Origin of the sequence: Limnobacter thiooxidans (assembly GCF_036323495.1) — a bacterium.
Taxonomy (GTDB): domain Bacteria; phylum Pseudomonadota; class Gammaproteobacteria; order Burkholderiales; family Burkholderiaceae_B; genus Limnobacter; species Limnobacter thiooxidans.
On sequence record NZ_AP028947.1, the window covers coordinates 2,916,985 to 2,935,588 of the forward strand.

19 protein-coding genes are annotated in these 18,604 nt (G+C 52.7%); all 19 read left to right on the top strand.

Going from position 1 to position 18,604, the window contains the following annotated elements; translation table 11 throughout:
• The first annotated feature begins 8 nt into the window (after positions 1-8).
• The 19 genes from purD to rlmH all read left to right on the top strand — a co-directional run bounded on the left by purD (position 9) and on the right by rlmH (position 18,602).
• Complete coding sequence (gene purD, locus RGQ30_RS13260) at positions 9-1,280, top strand: phosphoribosylamine--glycine ligase (RefSeq protein ID WP_130557770.1); 1,272 nt, start codon at positions 9-11, stop codon at positions 1,278-1,280.
• A gap of 38 nt (positions 1,281-1,318) precedes the next feature.
• Positions 1,319-2,224, top strand: a complete 906-nt coding sequence (hemF, locus tag RGQ30_RS13265; RefSeq protein ID WP_130557769.1) for an oxygen-dependent coproporphyrinogen oxidase — start codon at positions 1,319-1,321, stop codon at positions 2,222-2,224.
• Positions 2,225-2,366: 142 nt separating this feature from the next.
• Positions 2,367-2,900, top strand: a complete 534-nt coding sequence (locus tag RGQ30_RS13270; protein ID WP_130557768.1) for a hypothetical protein — start codon at positions 2,367-2,369, stop codon at positions 2,898-2,900.
• Positions 2,901-3,124: 224 nt separating this feature from the next.
• Positions 3,125-3,763: a LysE family transporter gene (locus RGQ30_RS13275; protein ID WP_130557767.1), complete on the top strand. Its 639-nt coding sequence runs from the start codon at positions 3,125-3,127 to the stop codon at positions 3,761-3,763.
• A gap of 13 nt (positions 3,764-3,776) precedes the next feature.
• Complete coding sequence (locus RGQ30_RS13280) at positions 3,777-5,660, top strand: non-ribosomal peptide synthetase (RefSeq protein WP_130557766.1); 1,884 nt, start codon at positions 3,777-3,779, stop codon at positions 5,658-5,660.
• Entirely contained in the window at positions 5,657-8,674 is a 3,018-nt protein-coding gene (locus tag RGQ30_RS13285; protein ID WP_130557765.1) for a type I polyketide synthase, read from the top strand. The genes RGQ30_RS13280 and RGQ30_RS13285 overlap by 4 nt, the downstream gene beginning before the upstream one ends.
• A complete protein-coding gene (locus RGQ30_RS13290; protein WP_298216850.1) occupies positions 8,667-9,818 on the top strand; it encodes a MupA/Atu3671 family FMN-dependent luciferase-like monooxygenase in 1,152 nt (383 codons plus the stop codon). The genes RGQ30_RS13285 and RGQ30_RS13290 overlap by 8 nt, the downstream gene beginning before the upstream one ends.
• A gap of 3 nt (positions 9,819-9,821) precedes the next feature.
• Entirely contained in the window at positions 9,822-10,355 is a 534-nt protein-coding gene (locus RGQ30_RS13295) for a gamma carbonic anhydrase family protein (protein WP_130557763.1), read from the top strand.
• Positions 10,356-10,361: 6 nt separating this feature from the next.
• The gene (locus RGQ30_RS13300) at positions 10,362-11,105 is read left to right on the top strand and encodes a thioesterase II family protein (RefSeq protein ID WP_130557762.1); all 744 of its coding nucleotides are present in this window, start codon (positions 10,362-10,364) and stop codon (positions 11,103-11,105) included.
• Positions 11,092-11,922 carry a transporter substrate-binding domain-containing protein gene (locus tag RGQ30_RS13305; RefSeq protein WP_130557761.1) on the top strand — a complete coding sequence of 277 codons (831 nt, stop codon included), beginning with the start codon at positions 11,092-11,094 and terminating at the stop codon, positions 11,920-11,922. The genes RGQ30_RS13300 and RGQ30_RS13305 overlap by 14 nt, the downstream gene beginning before the upstream one ends.
• Entirely contained in the window at positions 11,919-12,584 is a 666-nt protein-coding gene (locus tag RGQ30_RS13310; RefSeq protein ID WP_130557760.1) for a 4'-phosphopantetheinyl transferase family protein, read from the top strand. The genes RGQ30_RS13305 and RGQ30_RS13310 overlap by 4 nt, the downstream gene beginning before the upstream one ends.
• A 15-nt stretch (positions 12,585-12,599) precedes the next feature.
• On the top strand, positions 12,600-13,901 hold the full coding sequence (locus RGQ30_RS13315) for a homoserine dehydrogenase (protein ID WP_130557759.1): 1,302 nt from the start codon (positions 12,600-12,602) through the stop codon (positions 13,899-13,901).
• 104 nt (positions 13,902-14,005) lie between these two features.
• Complete coding sequence (locus RGQ30_RS13320) at positions 14,006-14,512, top strand: PAAR domain-containing protein (RefSeq protein WP_338284504.1); 507 nt, start codon at positions 14,006-14,008, stop codon at positions 14,510-14,512.
• On the top strand, positions 14,509-15,600 hold the full coding sequence (locus RGQ30_RS13325; protein WP_130557757.1) for a DUF2515 family protein: 1,092 nt from the start codon (positions 14,509-14,511) through the stop codon (positions 15,598-15,600). Before RGQ30_RS13320 ends, RGQ30_RS13325 begins: the two co-directional genes overlap by 4 nt.
• Positions 15,597-16,229, top strand: a complete 633-nt coding sequence (locus RGQ30_RS13330; protein WP_130557756.1) for a hypothetical protein — start codon at positions 15,597-15,599, stop codon at positions 16,227-16,229. The genes RGQ30_RS13325 and RGQ30_RS13330 overlap by 4 nt, the downstream gene beginning before the upstream one ends.
• Positions 16,230-16,296: 67 nt before the next feature.
• Positions 16,297-16,854 (top strand): hypothetical protein, encoded by a 558-nt coding sequence (locus tag RGQ30_RS13335; protein WP_130557755.1) that lies wholly within the window; start codon positions 16,297-16,299, stop codon positions 16,852-16,854.
• Positions 16,855-17,001: 147 nt separating this feature from the next.
• Positions 17,002-17,652, top strand: a complete 651-nt coding sequence (nadD, locus tag RGQ30_RS13340) for a nicotinate (nicotinamide) nucleotide adenylyltransferase (RefSeq protein WP_130557754.1) — start codon at positions 17,002-17,004, stop codon at positions 17,650-17,652.
• 42 nt (positions 17,653-17,694) lie between these two features.
• Entirely contained in the window at positions 17,695-18,117 is a 423-nt protein-coding gene (rsfS, locus tag RGQ30_RS13345) for a ribosome silencing factor (protein WP_130557753.1), read from the top strand.
• Positions 18,118-18,131: 14 nt separating this feature from the next.
• Positions 18,132-18,602 (top strand): 23S rRNA (pseudouridine(1915)-N(3))-methyltransferase RlmH, encoded by a 471-nt coding sequence (gene rlmH, locus RGQ30_RS13350; protein ID WP_130557752.1) that lies wholly within the window; start codon positions 18,132-18,134, stop codon positions 18,600-18,602.
• The last annotated feature ends 2 nt before the right edge of the window (positions 18,603-18,604 follow it).

The window sequence follows — 18,604 nt, forward strand, 5'->3', positions numbered from 1 at the left end:
TAACAAACATGAAAATTTTGGTGATCGGATCAGGCGGCCGCGAACACGCCATGGCTTGGCGAATCTGCCAAACCCCGGGCGTGACAAAAGTATTCGTGGCGCCTGGCAATGGCGGCACAGCGCTTGAAGCCAAAATGGAAAATGTACCCATCAGCGACCTGGCTGAGCTGGCTGATTTTGCCCAGAAAGAGCAGGTGCACTTAACTGTAGTTGGTCCGGAAGCACCGTTAGCCGCTGGCGTTGTAGACTTGTTCCGCCAGCGCGGCCTGCGTATTTTTGGCCCGGCGAAGCTGGCTGCGCAACTGGAAAGCTCGAAGGATTACGCCAAAGCCTTTATGAAGCGCCACAAAATTCCAACGGCTGAATATGAAACATTCACCGATGCGGCCAAGGCCCATGATTATGTGAATGCCAAGGGTGCCCCCATCGTGATCAAGGCCGATGGCCTTGCTGCCGGCAAGGGCGTGGTGGTGGCCATGAGCCTTGAAGAAGCGCACCAGGCCATTGACGACATGCTGTTGGGCAACAGCATGGGCAGCGCGGGCTCGCGCGTGGTCATCGAAGAATTTCTGGACGGCGAGGAAGCCAGCTTCATCGTCATGGTGGATGGAGTGAATGCATTGGCCATGGCCAGCAGCCAGGATCACAAACGCCTGCTAGATGGCGACCTGGGTCCCAACACCGGGGGCATGGGCGCATACAGCCCCGCACCTGTGGTCACGCCAACCATGCATGCCCGTGTCATGCGAGAAGTGATTTACCCCACCATTGCAGGCATGAAAAAAGATGGTTTGGTGTACACAGGTTTTCTGTACGCCGGCCTGATGATCGACGACAAAAACGACATCAAGGTGCTGGAGTTCAACTGCCGCATGGGCGACCCTGAAACACAGCCCATCATGATGCGCCTGAAAAGCGACTTCGTGAACCTGCTGGACCACGCCATTGACGGCACACTCGACAAGGTGGAAGCCGAATGGGACCGCCGCACAGCCCTGGGTGTAGTGATCGCAGCGCACAACTACCCACAAACACCCCGTGCCGGCGATGAAATCACCTTGCGTGGACAAGCCAGCGATGAAGCAGTTGTTTTCCATGCTGGCACCATCGAGAAAAATGGCAAGGCAGTGACAGCGGGTGGGCGCGTACTGTGCGCCACCGCTTTGGGCGACACGGTACGCCAGGCACAGGCCAAGGCCTACGAACTGGTAGACACCGTCAGTTTTGATGGCATGCAGTTTCGCAGCGACATTGGTTACCGCGCCATCAATAGAAAATGATTCGAAAATAATGAAATTCAAGCAGGGCAAACTCAACCATGACTCCTTCCGAGCTGAATCAGGTCAAACAGTATCTTCAAGGCTTGCAAGCCAGCATTGTTGAAGGGATTGGACAGTTCGAAACCAAACCGTTTCTGAACGATTCCTGGGACCGTGCGGAAGGCGGTGGTGGTTGCAGCCGTGTGCTTGAAGAGGGCAGCCTGCTTGAACGCGGTGGCGTGAATTTCAGCCACGTGATGGGTGACAAATTGCCAGGCTCGGCCACAGCAAGCCGACAAGGCTTGGCAGGCGCAAGTTTTGAAGCCATGGGCGTTTCACTGGTGTTTCACCCACGCAACCCGTATGTGCCCACTGTGCACATGAATGTGCGGCTGTTTGCAGCCACCACCGTAGAAGGTGAATCGGTGTGGTGGTTCGGTGGCGGCATGGACCTGACCCCCTATTACGGCGCGGAGGAAGATGCCAGGCATTTTCATCAAACCTGCAAAAACGCGCTCGACCCATTCGGTGCGCATTACCACGCCGATTTCAAAAAATGGTGCGACGAATATTTTTACCTGAAGCATCGCAAGGAACCCCGAGGAGTGGGTGGTGTGTTTTTCGACGACTTTTCCGAACTGGGTTTCGAGCAGAGTTTTGCAATGACACGCAGCGTGGGCGATGCCTTCCTGAAAGCCTATTTGCCCATTGTTGAACGACGCATGAACATGGCCTATGGTGAGCGCGAACGCGATTTTCAAGCCTACCGCCGGGGTCGCTATGTTGAATTCAATTTGGTGTTTGACCGCGGCACGCTGTTTGGCCTGCAAAGCGGCGGGCGTACTGAATCAATCCTGATGAGCATGCCGCCCCAAGTTAAATGGCGTTATGACTGGCAACCGGAAGCAGGAACACCGGAAGCGGCCTTGTACACCGATTTTCTTGTAGACCGCGACTGGGTTTGAATCCATAGCCATCGGCTATGGCTCACCTGAACCGAACCGGAACTTTCCAACCCCAAGCAGTATTTGCTAGCGTCACGTTTTTCAAAACATTTCGTGCACGCCATGCGAACCCTTTCTTGCTCAACCGTCAACGGGTGTTACTGTGCCCGTTAAATCCGTCTTTCTGCTTACTGCCCTATCCCTGCTTTCTCCAACCTTGCAAGCCAGTGATCCAGTCAAAGAACATTTGACGCTGCAATTGGTCAAGGCCACATTGGGTTACGAAGAAACTTTCGAACGCTGCGAGGCCTCGGCATACCAAGCCAAAGAAATCACGCTTCCGGTTGCCGAACTGGCCCGACAAAAAGTGACCTTGCAGGAATTGCACTTTGCAATTGTGTATTTTCGAGACAAGGCGCTGGAAGAATGTTCGAGCCACAGCAGAAGCAGGTTGATCTCCGCAATACTGGATTGCAACACCTATGTTGCGGGCAGTCCCAATGAACCAATTGACCCGGAACGATCTGGGCTGGCACTTCTGCTTCCTTCACAAAACCTGCTTGAAGCACGTGCAAAATACGTGCAACTTGACCGGGAAAAAGCTGACTTGCTTGATGCGATATTCAAGGGCAGTTCACCCACGCTGGAATTGATTTCAAACTGGCAGGATGCCACCAATTTGCTGCGCAAAGATTAAATCCAAAGCACACCATTTCGCACCGCACTAAGTTACAACGGTAGAAATCAAATTCAATGTCATTAAGCCATTGAACAGAACGGACCCAATACAGCAAACCAGCCTGAAAGGGGCATAAACACTGGGTCCCTCACCCAGTGCACATGCTAGAGTCCAGCGTAATAAAGTGGCCCCGGCCAGCATTGACTGGATCTTTTTTTCACCCCAACAAACATAAATCACCTATGAACCTCGACATGTGGGTTACCTGCTTTGTAGCCTCCTGGATATTCTCCCTTTCACCCGGCGCCGGCTCCGTGTTCTCCATGACAAATGGCCTGAACTACGGCTTCAAGCGTGGCTACTTCGGTGTCATTGGTTTGGTTCTCGGCCTCTGGATTGTTTTTCTCGCAGTGGTTGTGGGTTTGGGTGCAATCATCCAGGCCTCGCCCCTTGCCTTCAACATCCTGAAATGGGCTGGGGTCGCCTACCTGTTTTACCTGGGTCTTGATCAATGGCGATCAAAAGGATCACCGGTGAAAGTGAAGGAAGAACATGGCACACCCGTAAGCATCATGTCCCTGATTGCAAAAGGCGTGGCTTTGAATGTAGTGAACCCGAAGGGCTATATTTTCATGCTTGCGGTTATTCCTCAATTCATCGAATACAGCGCGCCGCTTACACCGCAGTACTTGATCATCGCAATGACCTTTGCGTTCACTGACCTGGTGGTCATGGCGGGCTACACGGGCCTGGCGGCGAAAGCCTTGGTCTACCTGAAAACAGAGGCCCACATGAGCATGCTCAACAAGGTATTTGGCGCCCTGTTCATGGCAGCAGCCATGGTGCTTGCAACCTTTCACCAGGTCCATCAAGTGAGTTGATGGGGGTATAACAATGTCTGCTTCAAACTCGGCAACTGACTCAGGAAAACGGATCTTTGATCAAGTTCATGTGTTGTTCCAGAATGCCTGCATACAATACCCGGACCACATTGCAGTTGAACACGGCTTGCAACGGGTCACGTATCAGGAATTGCTGAACCGGGTTCATGACATTCATGTGCTGCTGCAGGCCCATGCAATGGGCAAAGGAAAAATCGTTGCTTTACACGGTGAGCGTTCCATCGACGTGATTGCCTGTGTACTCGCTGTTTGGGCCAGTGGTGCAACTGCCATGTTGATGGAATCTTCCCTGCCCGAACATCGACGAAACCTGATGCTTCAAACTGTGCCAACCAGCCTGGTGGCCTGCTGCGGACCTGAATTTGAATTTGGCAGCACTCCATCAGCGAATGTAACCAAAGCACCTCAAGTTCCGGTCAAACTGCCATTGCAAAATCACAATGAAGATCGCGCCTACATTGCTTTCACGTCTGGATCAACCGGTGTACCCAAGGCCATCGTGGGCAGCCACAATGGCCTTTCGCAATTTCTGATTTGGCAAAGTACCGAATTCAAAACAGGCCCGCATGACCGTTTTGCACAATTCACCAACCTGTCATTTGACGTGTGGTTTCGGGATGTATTTACCCCGCTGATCAGTGGTGCGACCGTGTGCATACCCGACACACCACACCCCGGTGCGCGCGCGGCATTTGAGTTTTTATCCGAGAGCCGAATCACGGCCACACACCTGGTGCCCTCCATTGCCAATGTGTGGATCAACACCCACCACCCTGTCGCCCCCATCGCATTGAAGCATGCATTTTTTGCCGGTGAACCACTGGAAGGCGCACTGGTGAACAAATGGCGACATGTATTTCCAGACTGCCAGATCGTTAATCTGTATGGCCCCACCGAAACCACGCTGGCCAAACACTTCAAGCGCATTGACTCGACAGTGAAAGAAGGCATTCAGCCTGTGGGGCACAGCATTGAAGGATCGAACACATTCGTTCTCTCCGAAGACGGCACATTGTGCGCGCCGGGCCAGGTGGGCGAAATCTGCATTTCCACGCCCTATGGCTCACATGGGTACCTGACACGCGCAGGTCTTGAATCTCCCTATGTCAGCGGCTTGATTCCAGAGTCCGATACGGTGCCTTTGTACCGCACGGGTGATCTTGGGCGCAAGAACCACAGCAACGAAATCGAGATATTGGGCCGCAAGGATGAACAGATCAAGATCAATGGGGTGCGGATCGATTTGATGGAAGTGAAGTCTGTACTTGTTGCACACCCCGCCATTCGCGATGCATTTGTGTGCACACGTCAACAGGCCTTTACCAAATCCATTGTGGCGTTCGTAGAACCCGGCGATTGCAGCGAAACCGACATTTTCAAGTTTCTGAAAGACAGGCTACCTTCGGTCATGGTCCCCGGCAAGTTACACCTGCGTGACGCGCTGCCTCGCTTGCCCAATGGCAAGATCGACCGCCGGGCGCTGATGGACGAGGTCAATCTTCAACACACGACGTTCGATGGCCTGCAACCGGGCCAGTCCAGATCTGTTGCCGATCAAGTTGAAAAGATCTGGATTGAGATTCTTGAAAATCCGGATGTGTCCCGCTCGCAAAACTTTTTTGATGCGGGCGGAAACTCGCTGTCCATCGTGGTGCTGCACGAAAAAATTGAAAAACTTTTCTGCCTGCATCTGCCTTTGGTGCAGCTTTTTCAAACAACCACCATTGAAACCCAGACGCACGCGATAGAAGCCCTGCTCAACACAGATCCTGACAAACAGACATTGGCAGGCCAAGGTCCTCCCACCTCAAAACCGGGTGGCAGACAACGGTTCATTGCTGCACGAACACGTCACCGAACAGGCGATACAACATGAAACCTTCTGAGAAGCACGACACCACTTCGCTGGATCAGGACAACACGATCGCGATTGTGGCCATGGCTTGCAACATTCCCCAGGCCAGTAACACCGATGAACTGTGGAACTTGTTGATGCAAAAACATTCCACAATCACCGACCTAAATAATGAGCAAATACTGCGCACAGGCATTTCAGCCTCCGCATTGAGCAACCCGAGCTATGTCAAAAAAGCGGGCATTCTCGACGACATCGACAAGTTCGATTCGCAGTACTTTGACATCAGCGCCAAAGAGGCGGACGTGCTCGACGTGCAACAGCGCAAAATGCTGGAAGCAGCCGTTCACCTGTTGAATCAGGCCAACATCGATCCTGGCCGTTGCGCAAAACGCATCGGGATATTTGCAGGTTCGGGATTCAGCTCCTACCTGTTTGGCATTCTGGAACGAACAGACCTGGTGGATGCATTGGGTGAAATGATCATTCGCCACGGGAATGACAAGGACTTTCTCTGCCCCAGAATTTCCTACAAACTGAATTTGAAAGGCCCCAGCGTGAATGTGCAAACTTCATGCTCAACTGGCCTGGTCGCTGTGCACACAGCCTGCCAAAGCCTGCTGCTTCACGAGTGCGAAATGGCGATTGCCGGTGCGGTCTATATCCGGGTACCCCAGGACACGGGCTATCTTCACCAGGCCGACAGCGTGTTGTCTTCAGACGGAATTTGTCGCCCCTTTGATTCGAACTCCGATGGCACCATCTTCACCAATGGATTGGGTCTTGTGTTGCTGAAAAGGCTGGAAGACGCCATACAGGACGGAGATGAAATTGTTGCAGTCATCAGGGCCTCGGCCATCAACAACGATGGCTCCCAAAAGGTTGGCTTCACCGCCCCAAGCGTGACAGGTCAGGTCAATGTGCTACGCGAGGCCATTCAAATCGCAGGCATTGACGCGGCCGATATGCAGTACATCGAAGCGCACGGCACGGGTACGGCGCTAGGCGACCCTATTGAAATGGAAGCAATCAAACAGGCCTATGGCGAAAATGGCCAGCCTTGCGGCCTGGGGTCATTGAAGTCCAATTTTGGTCATTTCAACATCGCTGCAGGTGTGATTGGGTTGATCAAGGCCGCCCTGATCCTGAAGCACAAAACAATACCGGCGACACTGCATGTGGACAAGGTCAATCCCACACTGGGGCTGGAGCAATCGCGCTTTTTTGTGACCCAACACAGCACACCCCTGAACACCAGCGCACCCCAGCTTGTGGCGGTCAGCGCCTTTGGCATGGGCGGTACAAACAGTCATGTCATTCTGCAAAACTTCGAGACCAAGGCACCGCCAACAAGCAAGCAAAGCGATGAGTTCAACATATTCACGCTATCCGCCAAATCCGAAAACGCCTTGAATGCGCTGCTCATAAAACACATTGACTACTTTGCAAATAAACCAGAAGCATCATTTGCCGATGCAGCACACACAGCCTTCTATTGCAGACCCCATTTTCCAAACCGAATTTCGTTTGTAGCCCGCCGCCATGACGAGGCCTTGGCATTGCTGCAGGCTGGCCGATTCAACCGGCACCTGGAAAAAGAGCCTGAAAAACTTGCCTTTTTGTTTTCGGGACAAGGAACTCAGCACATCCACATGGGCAGCCAGCTGGCCAGCAAATCAGCGCAGTTCAATCAAAACCTGGAACAGGTGCTGGATGTATTCCTCACCGAGCAGTCAGTGGACTTGCGCAGTTGCCTTTGGCATGAAGAAAAAGCTGCTGAAATTGCCAACACCGAGACCACACAACCCTTGCTGTTTGCCGTTGAATACGCACTGGCAAAAACATTGATCGAATCGGGAATAATGCCCAGGTATGTGCTTGGGCACAGCTTGGGTGAATTGGTGGCCGCCTCCATATCCGGGATTTTTGATTTGTCCACCGCCGCAGCAGTGGTCGTGAAACGCGCACAGTGCATGGCCCGTTGCGAACCTGGCAGCATGATTGCCGTTGAGGACATTGACTGCCTGCAAGCCCTGATTCAGGCACGCTCAATTTCCGTCGCTGCTCACAATTCGCCACGACAATTTGTGGTGTCTGGCACGCACGAAGCCATAGAAGCTGCCATTGAAATTCTTGATTTCAAGGCTGTGGGGTACCAACGCCTGAAAACCTCTCACGCATTTCACTCCCAAATGATGCGCCCAGCTGCTGCGGAGTTTTTCGAGTTCCTGAAGGCGCAAAAACTGAATGAAGCGCGCATCCCCCTTGTGTCAAACATCACGGGCCAGGTGCTTGCTGAATATGAATACAAGAATCCGATTTACTGGTCAGATCATTTGCTTCGAACCGTGCAGTTTGCAAAATCGGTTCAATCTCTGCATGAACTCGGTGTTAGTCATTTTGTGGAAATCGGTCATGGTTACGCCATGGGCAATCTCATTCAGGCCAACAAGCCCCGCAATTCGCAAGGCTCAACAAGCAAGGTTGTTCAAGCCCTCGGGAGCACCGATGAAGAATATGCCTGCTTCCTGAATACCATTGCTGCCGCATGGGCCTTGTCAGGACAACTTGTACTGGCTCCCTATGTACAAGGCCACAACAAAGTGTCCCTGCCGGTGTACCCCTTTGACAAAACACGCCACTGGATAGAACCTGTCATTGGTTTTCGCAAACAGCTTGCGCCTGTCGCCACCATGCAGGCAAATCCGCCGGCAAATGAGGCGGCCATTGCAACTTGCGCGGAATCTGCCACCATCAAACCCGAGGCGATCACCCCTGGCAACGCCGATGACAATCCGGTTGAAGCCATTGTGGCTGACATTTATTCCACCTATCTGGGAGAGGGCACAGTGGACCGTGAACAGTCATTTTTTGATTTGGGCGGAAACTCACTGATTGCAATCCAGATGATCAACAAGCTGCGAGAAACATTCAAGCTGGACATTCCGCTTCGTGGCTTTTACGAAAACAGTTCTGTGTCGGCGGTGTCATTTCAGATTGCGCAAAAACTGCTGGAGGATGAAGCCAATGTCTAGCGTCCATGATTTGACGAAAAGCCAGCTGGCCCAACTCCATGCACGCTTGCAAGGCTTAGGGGCCAGTGCCCCGTCAAACCAGGCGGAGTCCTTACAGAAAGCGGCAGACATACCCAAGCTTGGCATCATTTTTTTCTCGGGAATCGGCTCGGGTGAAAGACCCTACGAACTCCTCTTGGAAGTTGCGCAATTCGCAGACACCAATGGATTCAAGGCAATCTGGACGCCTGAGAGACACTTCACCGAGGTTGGGGGAGCCTACCCAAACCCGTCGGTGCTGGCCGCCGCTTTGGCCACAGTGACCCGGAAGGTACGCTTGCGGGCTGGAAGCATCAACCTGCCTTTGCACGACCCCCTGCGGGTGGCCGAAGAATGGGCTGTGGTGGACCAACTCTCGAATGGCCGCGTTGACCTTGCGCTTGCGCCCGGTTGGCATGTGCGGGATTTTGTACTTCGGCCCGAAAACTTTGCCGACAAATTCAGAATCCTGAATGAATACCGGACGCAACTGCAAAATTTGTGGACAGGCAATCCACTCGACAAAGTAGATGCCAATGGGCACACCCAATCGATTGTGACTTACCCACGCCCGGTGCAAAAAAAGCTGCCACTTTGGCTGACCACCTCGAAACAGGAGGATGCGTGGCGGTTTGCAGGCGAAAACAATTTGAATGTGCTATCAGCACTGATCAATTTTGGCCCAAAGGAACTGGAAAAACGAATCGGAATTTACCGCAAGGCCCGTTCCTCGGTTGGCTTGAAACCTGAAGACGGGGTGGTCAGCCTGATGCTTCATACCTTTGTTGACCGCAGCACCGAGCAGGCAGTCACACGCGTTCGCCCTGCCCTGACCGATTATTTGAAATCGTTTGTGACACAACACCAAACCGCAAACACAGAGACTGACGACAAGGTAAAAACCTTGCAAACGCTTGGAAATGACAGCGACGATTTTGTCGACATGGTGTTTAACCGATACATCACTACAAGCTCGCTGATTGGCGACCCAGTCCAGTGTCAAACAATCCTTGCCGGGTTCAAATCCATGGGAGTGGATGAAATCGCCTGCCTTGTTGATTTCGGACTGAGCAAGAACGAAGTGCTTGCCAGCCTGAGCCTGCTTTCCAGCCTTCTGAAACACTGAGCCATGAAATCCTACACCTACAAAAACATTTCCCCTCAAATTCACCCCGATGCCTATGTGTTTGATGACGTGGTCATTGTGGGCGATGTGGTGATTGAAAAAAATGTCAGCATTTGGCCCGGTGTCACCATTCGGGGCGACAAGGAAAAAATCATCATCCGCGAAGGCAGCAATATTCAAGAACATTCTGTGTTGCATGCCGACCCCGGCTTTCCGCTGACGATTGAGCCCAATGCCACCATTGGCCATGGTGTGGTTTTGCATGGCTGCACAGTGGGCGCACACACGGTGGTGGGTATTCGCGCAGTGCTGTTGAACGGCGTTCGGGTCAGTGAGAACTGCCTGATCACAGCGGGCTCCATTCTGAGTGCAGGCCCACGTTTTCCAGCAGGCAGCCTGATCGCCGGCACCCCGGCCAAGGTGCTCATGGCGCTCAGCGAAAGCGACATTCAAAACCTCAAAGACACCGCCATTGAGTACCAGGACCTGGCGCAGGAATACCGCGCGCACCTTGTGCCGTGCATCCATGACAGGTGAATTCAAATGTTCAGTGACACCCGGTTGCTGCGCCTGAACAGATCTGACCACACCGATTTGCTGGTCTGTTTCCCGCATGCTGGCGCCGGTATTTCTGCGTTCCGAAACTGGCCCACAAGGTTCAAAAATCACGTGGGCGTTGCCCTGGTTCAGTTGCCGGGTCGGGAAGACCGCATTCACGAGGATTTTTCCTCGTCCCTTTTTGAACTGTCCAAAGCCATTGCCAATGAGTTGGCCGCAAGCAATGTCAATAGACTGTTTTTATTCGGGCACAGCATGGGCGCATCCATCGCATGGGCTGTGGCAGAACAATTGTGGTTTATCCACCGGTGCAGGCCAGTCCTGATTGTGTCAGCCCAGTCGCCCACACCTGAAAAACAGTTGGCAGAACAGACACAGTATGACCTGCCAGGCTGGTACGAATTACTGGGAGAGAAATTTCCTGCAGCACTGAAACACCCTGAACTCCGGGCCCTGTTTGAAACAACATGGGCAATCGACAGCCAATGGATGAAGAGGGAATTGGTCTGCTTTCACCCGTCCGTTTTACCAGTGGACGTGCATGCCATGTATGGCATCCGCGACGGCTTGATTGCGCGCACTGAGGTCGCGCAGTGGAGAAACCTCACGTCACGGCATTTTGGTCTCGTCCCGATGCAGGGCGGTCATTTGTATTGGCTTGATCAAGCAGAGCCGCTTTACACAACAATTGAACAGTTGATCGAAAGGTATTCCAATGTCACATCGTGATCTACTTGGCAAGATCAGGGAACAGGGCCTAATCCACGTAGGCTTTCAGCACCACACCCCGCCGTTTGCTTACAAGGCCGCACAGCAGGTCGAGCCCATCGGTTATTCAGTCGACATTTGCCACAGGGTGCTCCGGGGTATTTGCGTGGAACTGGGCCTTGAGGAAATCCAGATAAGCCCTGTGGAGGTCACCTCCTCAACCCGGCAGGGCATGCTGGATCAAGGTTTGATTGACATGGAGTGTGGCTCGACCAGCATCACCCCGGCGCGGCAGAAAAACACCCTGTTCAGTCAGCCAATTTTTTACACAGCACACCGGATCGCAGTCAAGAATTCACACGCAGAAAGCGCTGCTCACAGCAAGCAACCCCTACGTGCCACTGGCATTGAAAACTCCACCAGCCATCACGCCATTTTGAACTGGCCTGAAGCACCGCGCGCCATCGAATTTTTTGGCTGCAGCAGTATCCATTTTGCCTTCGAGCGATTTCAGAACGACCCTGCCATTGAGGTCATGGTGGCAGACGAGGTGATCTTGAAATCCTTGCTGCTTCAATCAGGTTCAAGCGACATGGTGTTATTGCCCATGCGCCTGAAGGGCGAGCCTTATGGATTCATGTTTCATAAAGAAGAACACCAGTTCAAAGCATTGGTCGATCAACAATTGTCCAGAATTTTTCAAGCCGATGAATTTGAAAAGCTGTATGCGCGCTGGTTCATGAACACGCTGCCCGATTTGAATTTCAACCTCGACCTGCCCTTGCACACAACCCAGCCGCAATTGCGGCAACCGGGACAACTTGGAAAACAATCGTGATTCAGGTTCATGTGTTTCCCACGCAGCCGGCACAGCAAGTTGACTTCGCTGCGCAGTGCCTGTGCGAAGCGGATCAAAGGCAACTCTCCACCCTCCATTCGGAATCCAGGCGCAATCTTTTCCTGTACAGCCGCAAAAAGTTGTATGGCGTTTTGAGCCACACCACTGGCATGCCCGCCAGCACTTTGTCGATCGGCCTGGGCCCACATGGCAAACCGCTTGTTGAAAACGCCCCGGGATTTCTCGACTTTTCAATTTCGCACAGCAAGGCATTCCTGGCCATTGCGGTTTCAAAAAACCGGCGTGTTGGCATCGACATTGAAGACACGGCCAGGCGCGGTCCTGCACCGACACTTGAATCGGTGTGCTCGGAAAGTGAACTTAAGCAGCTCGCTTTATTACCCAAAGTGAACTTTCTGGAAATTTGGACGAAAAAAGAAGCCTTTCTGAAACTGAACGGGGTTGGTTTGGCAGTTGACCCAAAAGCAGTGGAAGCGAAACCCGATGGTTTTGTGTCTTGCCCGAGCGGGCACACACTGGTTCACCGACGCGCCCGACTGGCGCTTTTTACGTCAAACCCGTTTTACGTCATGTCGGTGGCTTACCCCGCACTTCGGGGAGACCGGCCCCGCATCGAATTGAATGAAGAACACTGTTTATAAAAAATCGGAACATTTATGAAAATAGGCATATTGGGATTCGGCCACGTGGCTTCAGCTACCGTACAGGCCATGATGTCCAACCGCGATTTGATCGCATCGAAAACAGACACGCCACTGGAAATTGTCAAGCTGGCCACGCGAACCGTGACCCGTGCCACCAACCGTGTTCCACCGGGCTGCGAAGTCACCGACGATTGCTGGGCCGTGGTCAATGACCCGGAAATCGACATTGTCATTGAATTGATTGGCGGCACCACGCTGGCCAAGGAACTGGTGATGCGCGCCATCTCGAATGGCAAGCATGTTATTACAGCCAACAAGGCGCTGCTTGCCTACTGTGGCGAGGAAATCATGGCGCTGGCTGATCAATATGGCGTTTGTGTGTTGTTTGAGGCGGCTGTGGCAGTTTCGATTCCGATCATCAAAACATTGAAGTCGTCTGCGGCAGCCAACCATGTCACCTCGGTGGTGGGCATCTTGAATGGCACGTCCAACTACATTCTTTCCCAGATGAGCGAGCACGGTACAGAATTCAACGACGCACTGGCTCAAGCCCAGGAAAAAGGTTTTGCGGAAGCGGACCCCACACTGGACATCAATGGTGAAGACGCTGCACACAAAATCACCTTGCTGGCCTCGCTGGCATTTGGTATTCCCATCCGCTTTGATGCCACCTGCTTCAAGGGAACATCCGGGGTTGAGCGGGCAGACACTCAATTTGCGAAGCGGCTGGGCTATGAACTAAAGCTGATTGCCCAGGCCAGGCTGGAGAACAACAAGGCCTACGTTGCTGTTGCGCCCATGCTGGTTCCTGAAACCGAATTGCTTGCGCAAGTGCATGGCTCGATGAATGGCATTTCCATCGCTGGCGACCTTTTTGGCTCAGCCTTTTTTTACGGCTCAGGCGCCGGGGGAAAGCAGACATCCAGCGCCATTCTGGCGGACTTGATCGAACTGGCCCAGCATGCGAAACCCGGACAGTCTGCAGGCACACCCAACCTAGGCTTCAGAAAGGCGGCCCTTAAACCCATTGAATATCTGCTACCGCACGAGCGCAGCAGCCAGTTTTATTTGCGCCTGCGCGTTGAGGACAAAGTGGGCGTACTTGCAGAAGTCAGCACCATTTTTGCGAATGCGGAAGTGTCACTGAGCACCCTGTTGCAAGACGAAAGTGAACAAGGTCTGACCGACCTGATTGCAACGACCCACGTGACCTCGTGGGCGCAACTGCAAAGCATATTGCCAGCGCTGCAGCAGGCATCCGCGGTTGGCCAACCAGTGATTGTGTACACCATACTGGAGGAACACCCGGCCTGACCCAACCCACTGTCACCACTTGGGGTGACACCTTTTTTCAATCCAGATCAGCGCGTGCTACGTTGCCCGGTTGTTGACTGCACCAAAATTGAAAGATGCCATTGATGATTCGCCAAGGTGACACCACCAGCCACGGTGGCACAGTGCTTGAAGGCTTTGCTGTTTACACCGTAGAAGGCCGTGCAGTGGCCGGTTTGGGACACAAAGTAGCATGCCCATTGTGCAAAGGTGTGTTTCCAATTGCACAAGGCAACCCCGCCCACACCTTCAACCACGTAGCATTGGCCTATGAGGGCATGAAAACAGCCTGCGGCGCCAGCCTGATTGCTTCGCAAGCCAGCACCACCCACACCTCGCCCACAGGTTCAATGGCCCGAATTGCTGAACAGCAAATACCAGACAACCCGCTGGGCAACCAAGCCGAGGACAAGGTGGTGGAGTTCATCATTCGCCACCATGAAACCAAGGAACCCCTTGAGGGTGTGCCTTACACCATCAGATTGTCCACGGGCGCGATTGAATCAGGGCATTCCAATGCCGAAGGTCTGACCAGCAAATTGCTTGTGAAGAAAACCGTTCAGGCCGAATTGATTGTTCACACCATGCCATGACCACCACCTGTTTCCCCCAACTGATCAGCGACGACTTGCCTTTGCACAAGGGCGCTCGCACCCTCGACCAATGCAAGTGCTACAGCACCGACCGTTACGACAACACCGAGAAACTTGTTGCCGAAGTGGAGGTACTGACCTGTGACTGCCTGTGGCGGATTTGCCAGCGAGAAGCCGAACGAATTGTTGCGCCGGGTGGCCTGTTGATTGCGGACCCGATTGCGCGCAACCGGCGAATCAATGCGGCCTACGCAGCACTGTGGAAAACCGATAACCGCTTTGAATGGGCCGGGTTGGCCGCCTTTGCATCTAAGCAAGTAGGTTGTGGCCTGTTGCATGCGGCCATTGGCATGGAACAGATCAACCGCACACAAGACGAATTGGAGATGCTTGAACGAAACCCTTGGGTGCCGCTTGGCGCAAAAATAGGATCTGCTGGTGCGCGCGGTGGCATGGAAAGCGCGGAAGTATCACTCAAGTATGTTTTCGATATGCTGGCCCTAGGCAACACGGCCTTGTTTCTCGACATTTACCCATTGCACATGTTCTACAAGAAGCGGGGCATTGAGGAGATGAAAAAGTGCATGGGCAAGAGAGAAAAAATCTATGGTCACCCAAAATTTCCTGTGCTTTGGACTATTCAGGAAAAAGTGAGATTCGGGTTTCGATTTGCCGAAATTATTCCGGCATTTGAAGCCATTGAAGCTGGTGATATCTTCAAAAGTGTTGATTTGTTGGCTCGCCATGAACAGAAAAATATCCTTCAACCCGCCATTTACGAAGATTTTCTAATGCGCAGCCTTTTGCAAGGCAACCAGGTAGCCAGTTCATTTGCTTATGTCACCAACTTTTCAACAAGGTTGGAACAACCCGTTCAATTGACACTGGCCAATCAATGCGCACCGCTACCAGACGGACGCAGCATTGAATTCAGCAAGAATGGCTTCGCAAACCTTGCCAATCTGGATGAACGCATGCCCTTTGTACTTCGCGCAGCCAAGCAGTTTCATAATTTACTTAGAAGTGGAAACCGGCAAGTGATTGAGCAGAGCATTCATGAAATATCCAGTGGACAAGCAACTCGATGAAAACGCACAGCAAGCTGATTCAGTGGATTACAACTCACAAAGCTCCGGCACTCTTTATAGCTCTATTACTTGGCATAGGAGTTTGCAAGGCAGCAGAACTCCTTGCCCCAGCCAAAGAAATCGCCTTGATTATCGGTGAGCCCTGGACAAACATGCAGGTCAGATCAACAGCCGAAATTGGTCCAGTGTTTGAAGGCCGCCATTGGTATCGGGAACCCAAGCAAATATCCTTTTTGCGCTTTGCGGACAGCAATTATCAATTTACAACACCGCCAGCGAAGTTTTTTACCATTGGGTTCGACAGCAACGGAAACATTGATGGCGTTCGAATGTCTCCTCAAGTCGAACCACTGCCTCTTCAAGAAACTTTAAATATCGTGCTGAACTTACAAGAGCAGTGGAGAAAAACTGGCTGGGAACTTGATGATGCGGAGGAAAACCCGCCCTATGAGGACAATGTTGAATGGCGAAAGGCCATCGAACAATGCACCGCCTACAGCACCTATTGGCATGTTAAAGGTTTGTATTCGATTGCAATCGCAATCGGATGCTTCAAAGATTATCGTCATCCGGAAGAGAAACGTTACTTGATCACAATGTCCATGGGTAAATACATCGACTACCAGTGAACTGCGAACAAACATCAGGCTGCTTCAGTTGATTAGACATCACAAAATTCTCGCTGCATTCGCGACCATGCTGCTTGCATTTGGTGCGTGCAAGGCCGCGGAACCCCTCACCCAGGCAAAGGAAATAGCTTTGATTATCGGCGAGCCCTGGAAAAGCATGCAGGCCCGTTCAACAGCAGAAATCGCCGATGACATACCTAATGAAATTTGGTACCGCGTACCAAAGGAACTCGCTTATCTCAGGTTTTCCGATCCTAATTACGAATTTATAACTCCTCCAGCCAAATTCTTTACAATTGGTTTCAACAGGGGAAAAATTGACAGCATACGTATGTCCCCCCAAATCGAACCCCTCCCGCTTCAACAGGCATTGGACATCGTGCTTAATTTGCAAGAGCAGTGGAGAACATCAGGGTGGACACTTGATGAACCCGAAGAATTTCCAGCCTACGACAACACCCCAGTTTGGTACCAAGCCCTGAAGGAATGCTCAGCATTAAGCAGTCACTGGAATGCCGGAAAACTGTACCAACTGATGGTGGTGATTACTTGCTACGGTGACAATCGCTACCCTGACAACAAAGGGTACTTGGTCACGATTTCCATGGGCAAATTCAGGGAATAGACACAGCAAGGTCGTTGATCTAGTGACATTAGCCAATCAACACACACCAACGCAACCCAGCCACGGCCCTGACTTTCCACTTGATCAAAACACCTCACTAACTTAGTGGAGTAGACTTCAATTCGTCTTCACACTCATGCCCACACCATGCCCACTCGGCAAATCTGCATCATTGGCGGCACCTTCAACCCCATTCACATGGGTCACCTTCAAATGGCGCGCTCGGCACAAGCCCAGTGCATGGCCGACGAGGTGTGGTTCATGCCGGCTGGGCAGCCTTGGCAAAAAGCCAACATAGACCTGGCCCCGTCCGACGTGCGCAAGCACCTGGTGGAATTGGCCATCGAAGGAGTGCATTCCTGGCGGCTAGAGCCTTTCGAACTTGAATGCCAAGGCCCTACCTACACCGTGGACACGCTGGAACTGCTTTCCGACAAGCACCCGGATTGCAAGTTTGCCCTCGTAATCGGCGCAGACCAGCTTGCCAACCTGACGACCTGGAAACACTGGCAAAGCCTGTTTGACTACGCCCGTATTGGTGTGGTGGACCGTGTACAGTGGGGCGAATTCAAGGTACCCGAGGCTTTAAAACGACACTTGATGCAAGACCGCCTGTTTCGCATACCCATGCCCAGCGTCAACATCAGTTCCACCCAAATTCGACGCCAGTTCGCGCTTTTGCATTCAGGAACTGGTGATGTTTTGGAAACGGCCCGCTTCAAACTTGAAGCCAGCCTGCCCACTGCGGTGTTCAAGTACATCATCAAGCACTCAGTTTATGGTCGCGCCCAGCCGTGAAAGTTGTTAGAATTCAGGCAATTAACATACCTTTGGAATTGCATGGAATTGCGTAAACTGCAGCGCGTCGTGATTGACGCCCTCGAAGACATCAAGGCACAAGACATCGCCATCTTCGACACGACCCACCTGACCGGTGTTTTTGACCGGGTAGTCATTGCTTCGGCCTCCTCTAACCGCCAAACCCGCGCTTTGGCCAACAACGTTCGCGAAAAAACCAAGGAAGCTGGCGGCGAAGTGTTCAGCACCGAAGGCGAAGACACCGGCGAATGGGTTCTGGTTGACCTCGGCGACGTGGTGGTGCACTTGATGCAACCCGCCATTCGCGAGTATTACAACCTGGAGGAGATCTGGGGCGGCAAGCCCGTGCGCGTGAAACTGAACCCGCACAGCCTGAGCAAGCCCATGCCCGGTGTGGACTACTTCCCGCAACAGGCTGAAGCCTATTCAAGCCAGTACAACTAAGCTTTTCATTCACCTTGAAAATCCACGTGATCGCCCTGTCTCACAAAATTGAGCCTTGGGCGCAACTTGCTGTGGATCAGTTCCAGAAACGTTTTCCGAACGACTGGAAGCTGTCCATCAAAGAACTGAAGCCGGAAGACCGGTCTGCGGGCAAGCCCGTGGACCAGATACTCGCCAAGGAAGCCGAGCGCATTCGCGCGGCCATACCTGCCGGTGCGCGTGTGGTTGCTCTGGATGAACGCGGCGAACGCCACACCAGCAAAGCCCTGGCTGAACAACTTCAAAAATGGCACAACAGCAGTGAAACACTGTGTCTGTTGATTGGCAGCGCAGACGGCCTGGATGACACACTGAAACAGCAATGCCAGGGCATGTGGCGCCTTTCTGATCTGACCCTGCCCCATGCGCTCGCCCGCGTGTTGCTGGTGGAAGCGTTGTATCGCGCGTTTTCCATTACCATCGGGCATCCGTATCACCGAGAGTGAAC

Coding starts and splice junctions, on each gene's coding strand:
- RGQ30_RS13315 (WP_130557759.1), top strand. CDS start 12,600: ATGAAAATAGGCATATTGGGATTCGGCCACGTGGCTTCAGCTACCGTA.
- RGQ30_RS13295 (WP_130557763.1), top strand. CDS start 9,822: ATGAAATCCTACACCTACAAAAACATTTCCCCTCAAATTCACCCCGAT.
- RGQ30_RS13335 (WP_130557755.1), top strand. CDS start 16,297: ATGCTGCTTGCATTTGGTGCGTGCAAGGCCGCGGAACCCCTCACCCAG.
- RGQ30_RS13305 (WP_130557761.1), top strand. CDS start 11,092: ATGTCACATCGTGATCTACTTGGCAAGATCAGGGAACAGGGCCTAATC.
- rsfS (WP_130557753.1), top strand. CDS start 17,695: ATGGAATTGCGTAAACTGCAGCGCGTCGTGATTGACGCCCTCGAAGAC.
- RGQ30_RS13320 (WP_338284504.1), top strand. CDS start 14,006: ATGATTCGCCAAGGTGACACCACCAGCCACGGTGGCACAGTGCTTGAA.
- RGQ30_RS13285 (WP_130557765.1), top strand. CDS start 5,657: ATGAAACCTTCTGAGAAGCACGACACCACTTCGCTGGATCAGGACAAC.
- RGQ30_RS13280 (WP_130557766.1), top strand. CDS start 3,777: ATGTCTGCTTCAAACTCGGCAACTGACTCAGGAAAACGGATCTTTGAT.
- RGQ30_RS13300 (WP_130557762.1), top strand. CDS start 10,362: ATGTTCAGTGACACCCGGTTGCTGCGCCTGAACAGATCTGACCACACC.
- RGQ30_RS13325 (WP_130557757.1), top strand. CDS start 14,509: ATGACCACCACCTGTTTCCCCCAACTGATCAGCGACGACTTGCCTTTG.
- RGQ30_RS13330 (WP_130557756.1), top strand. CDS start 15,597: ATGAAAACGCACAGCAAGCTGATTCAGTGGATTACAACTCACAAAGCT.
- hemF (WP_130557769.1), top strand. CDS start 1,319: ATGACTCCTTCCGAGCTGAATCAGGTCAAACAGTATCTTCAAGGCTTG.
- purD (WP_130557770.1), top strand. CDS start 9: ATGAAAATTTTGGTGATCGGATCAGGCGGCCGCGAACACGCCATGGCT.
- RGQ30_RS13290 (WP_298216850.1), top strand. CDS start 8,667: ATGTCTAGCGTCCATGATTTGACGAAAAGCCAGCTGGCCCAACTCCAT.
- RGQ30_RS13275 (WP_130557767.1), top strand. CDS start 3,125: ATGAACCTCGACATGTGGGTTACCTGCTTTGTAGCCTCCTGGATATTC.
- nadD (WP_130557754.1), top strand. CDS start 17,002: ATGCCCACTCGGCAAATCTGCATCATTGGCGGCACCTTCAACCCCATT.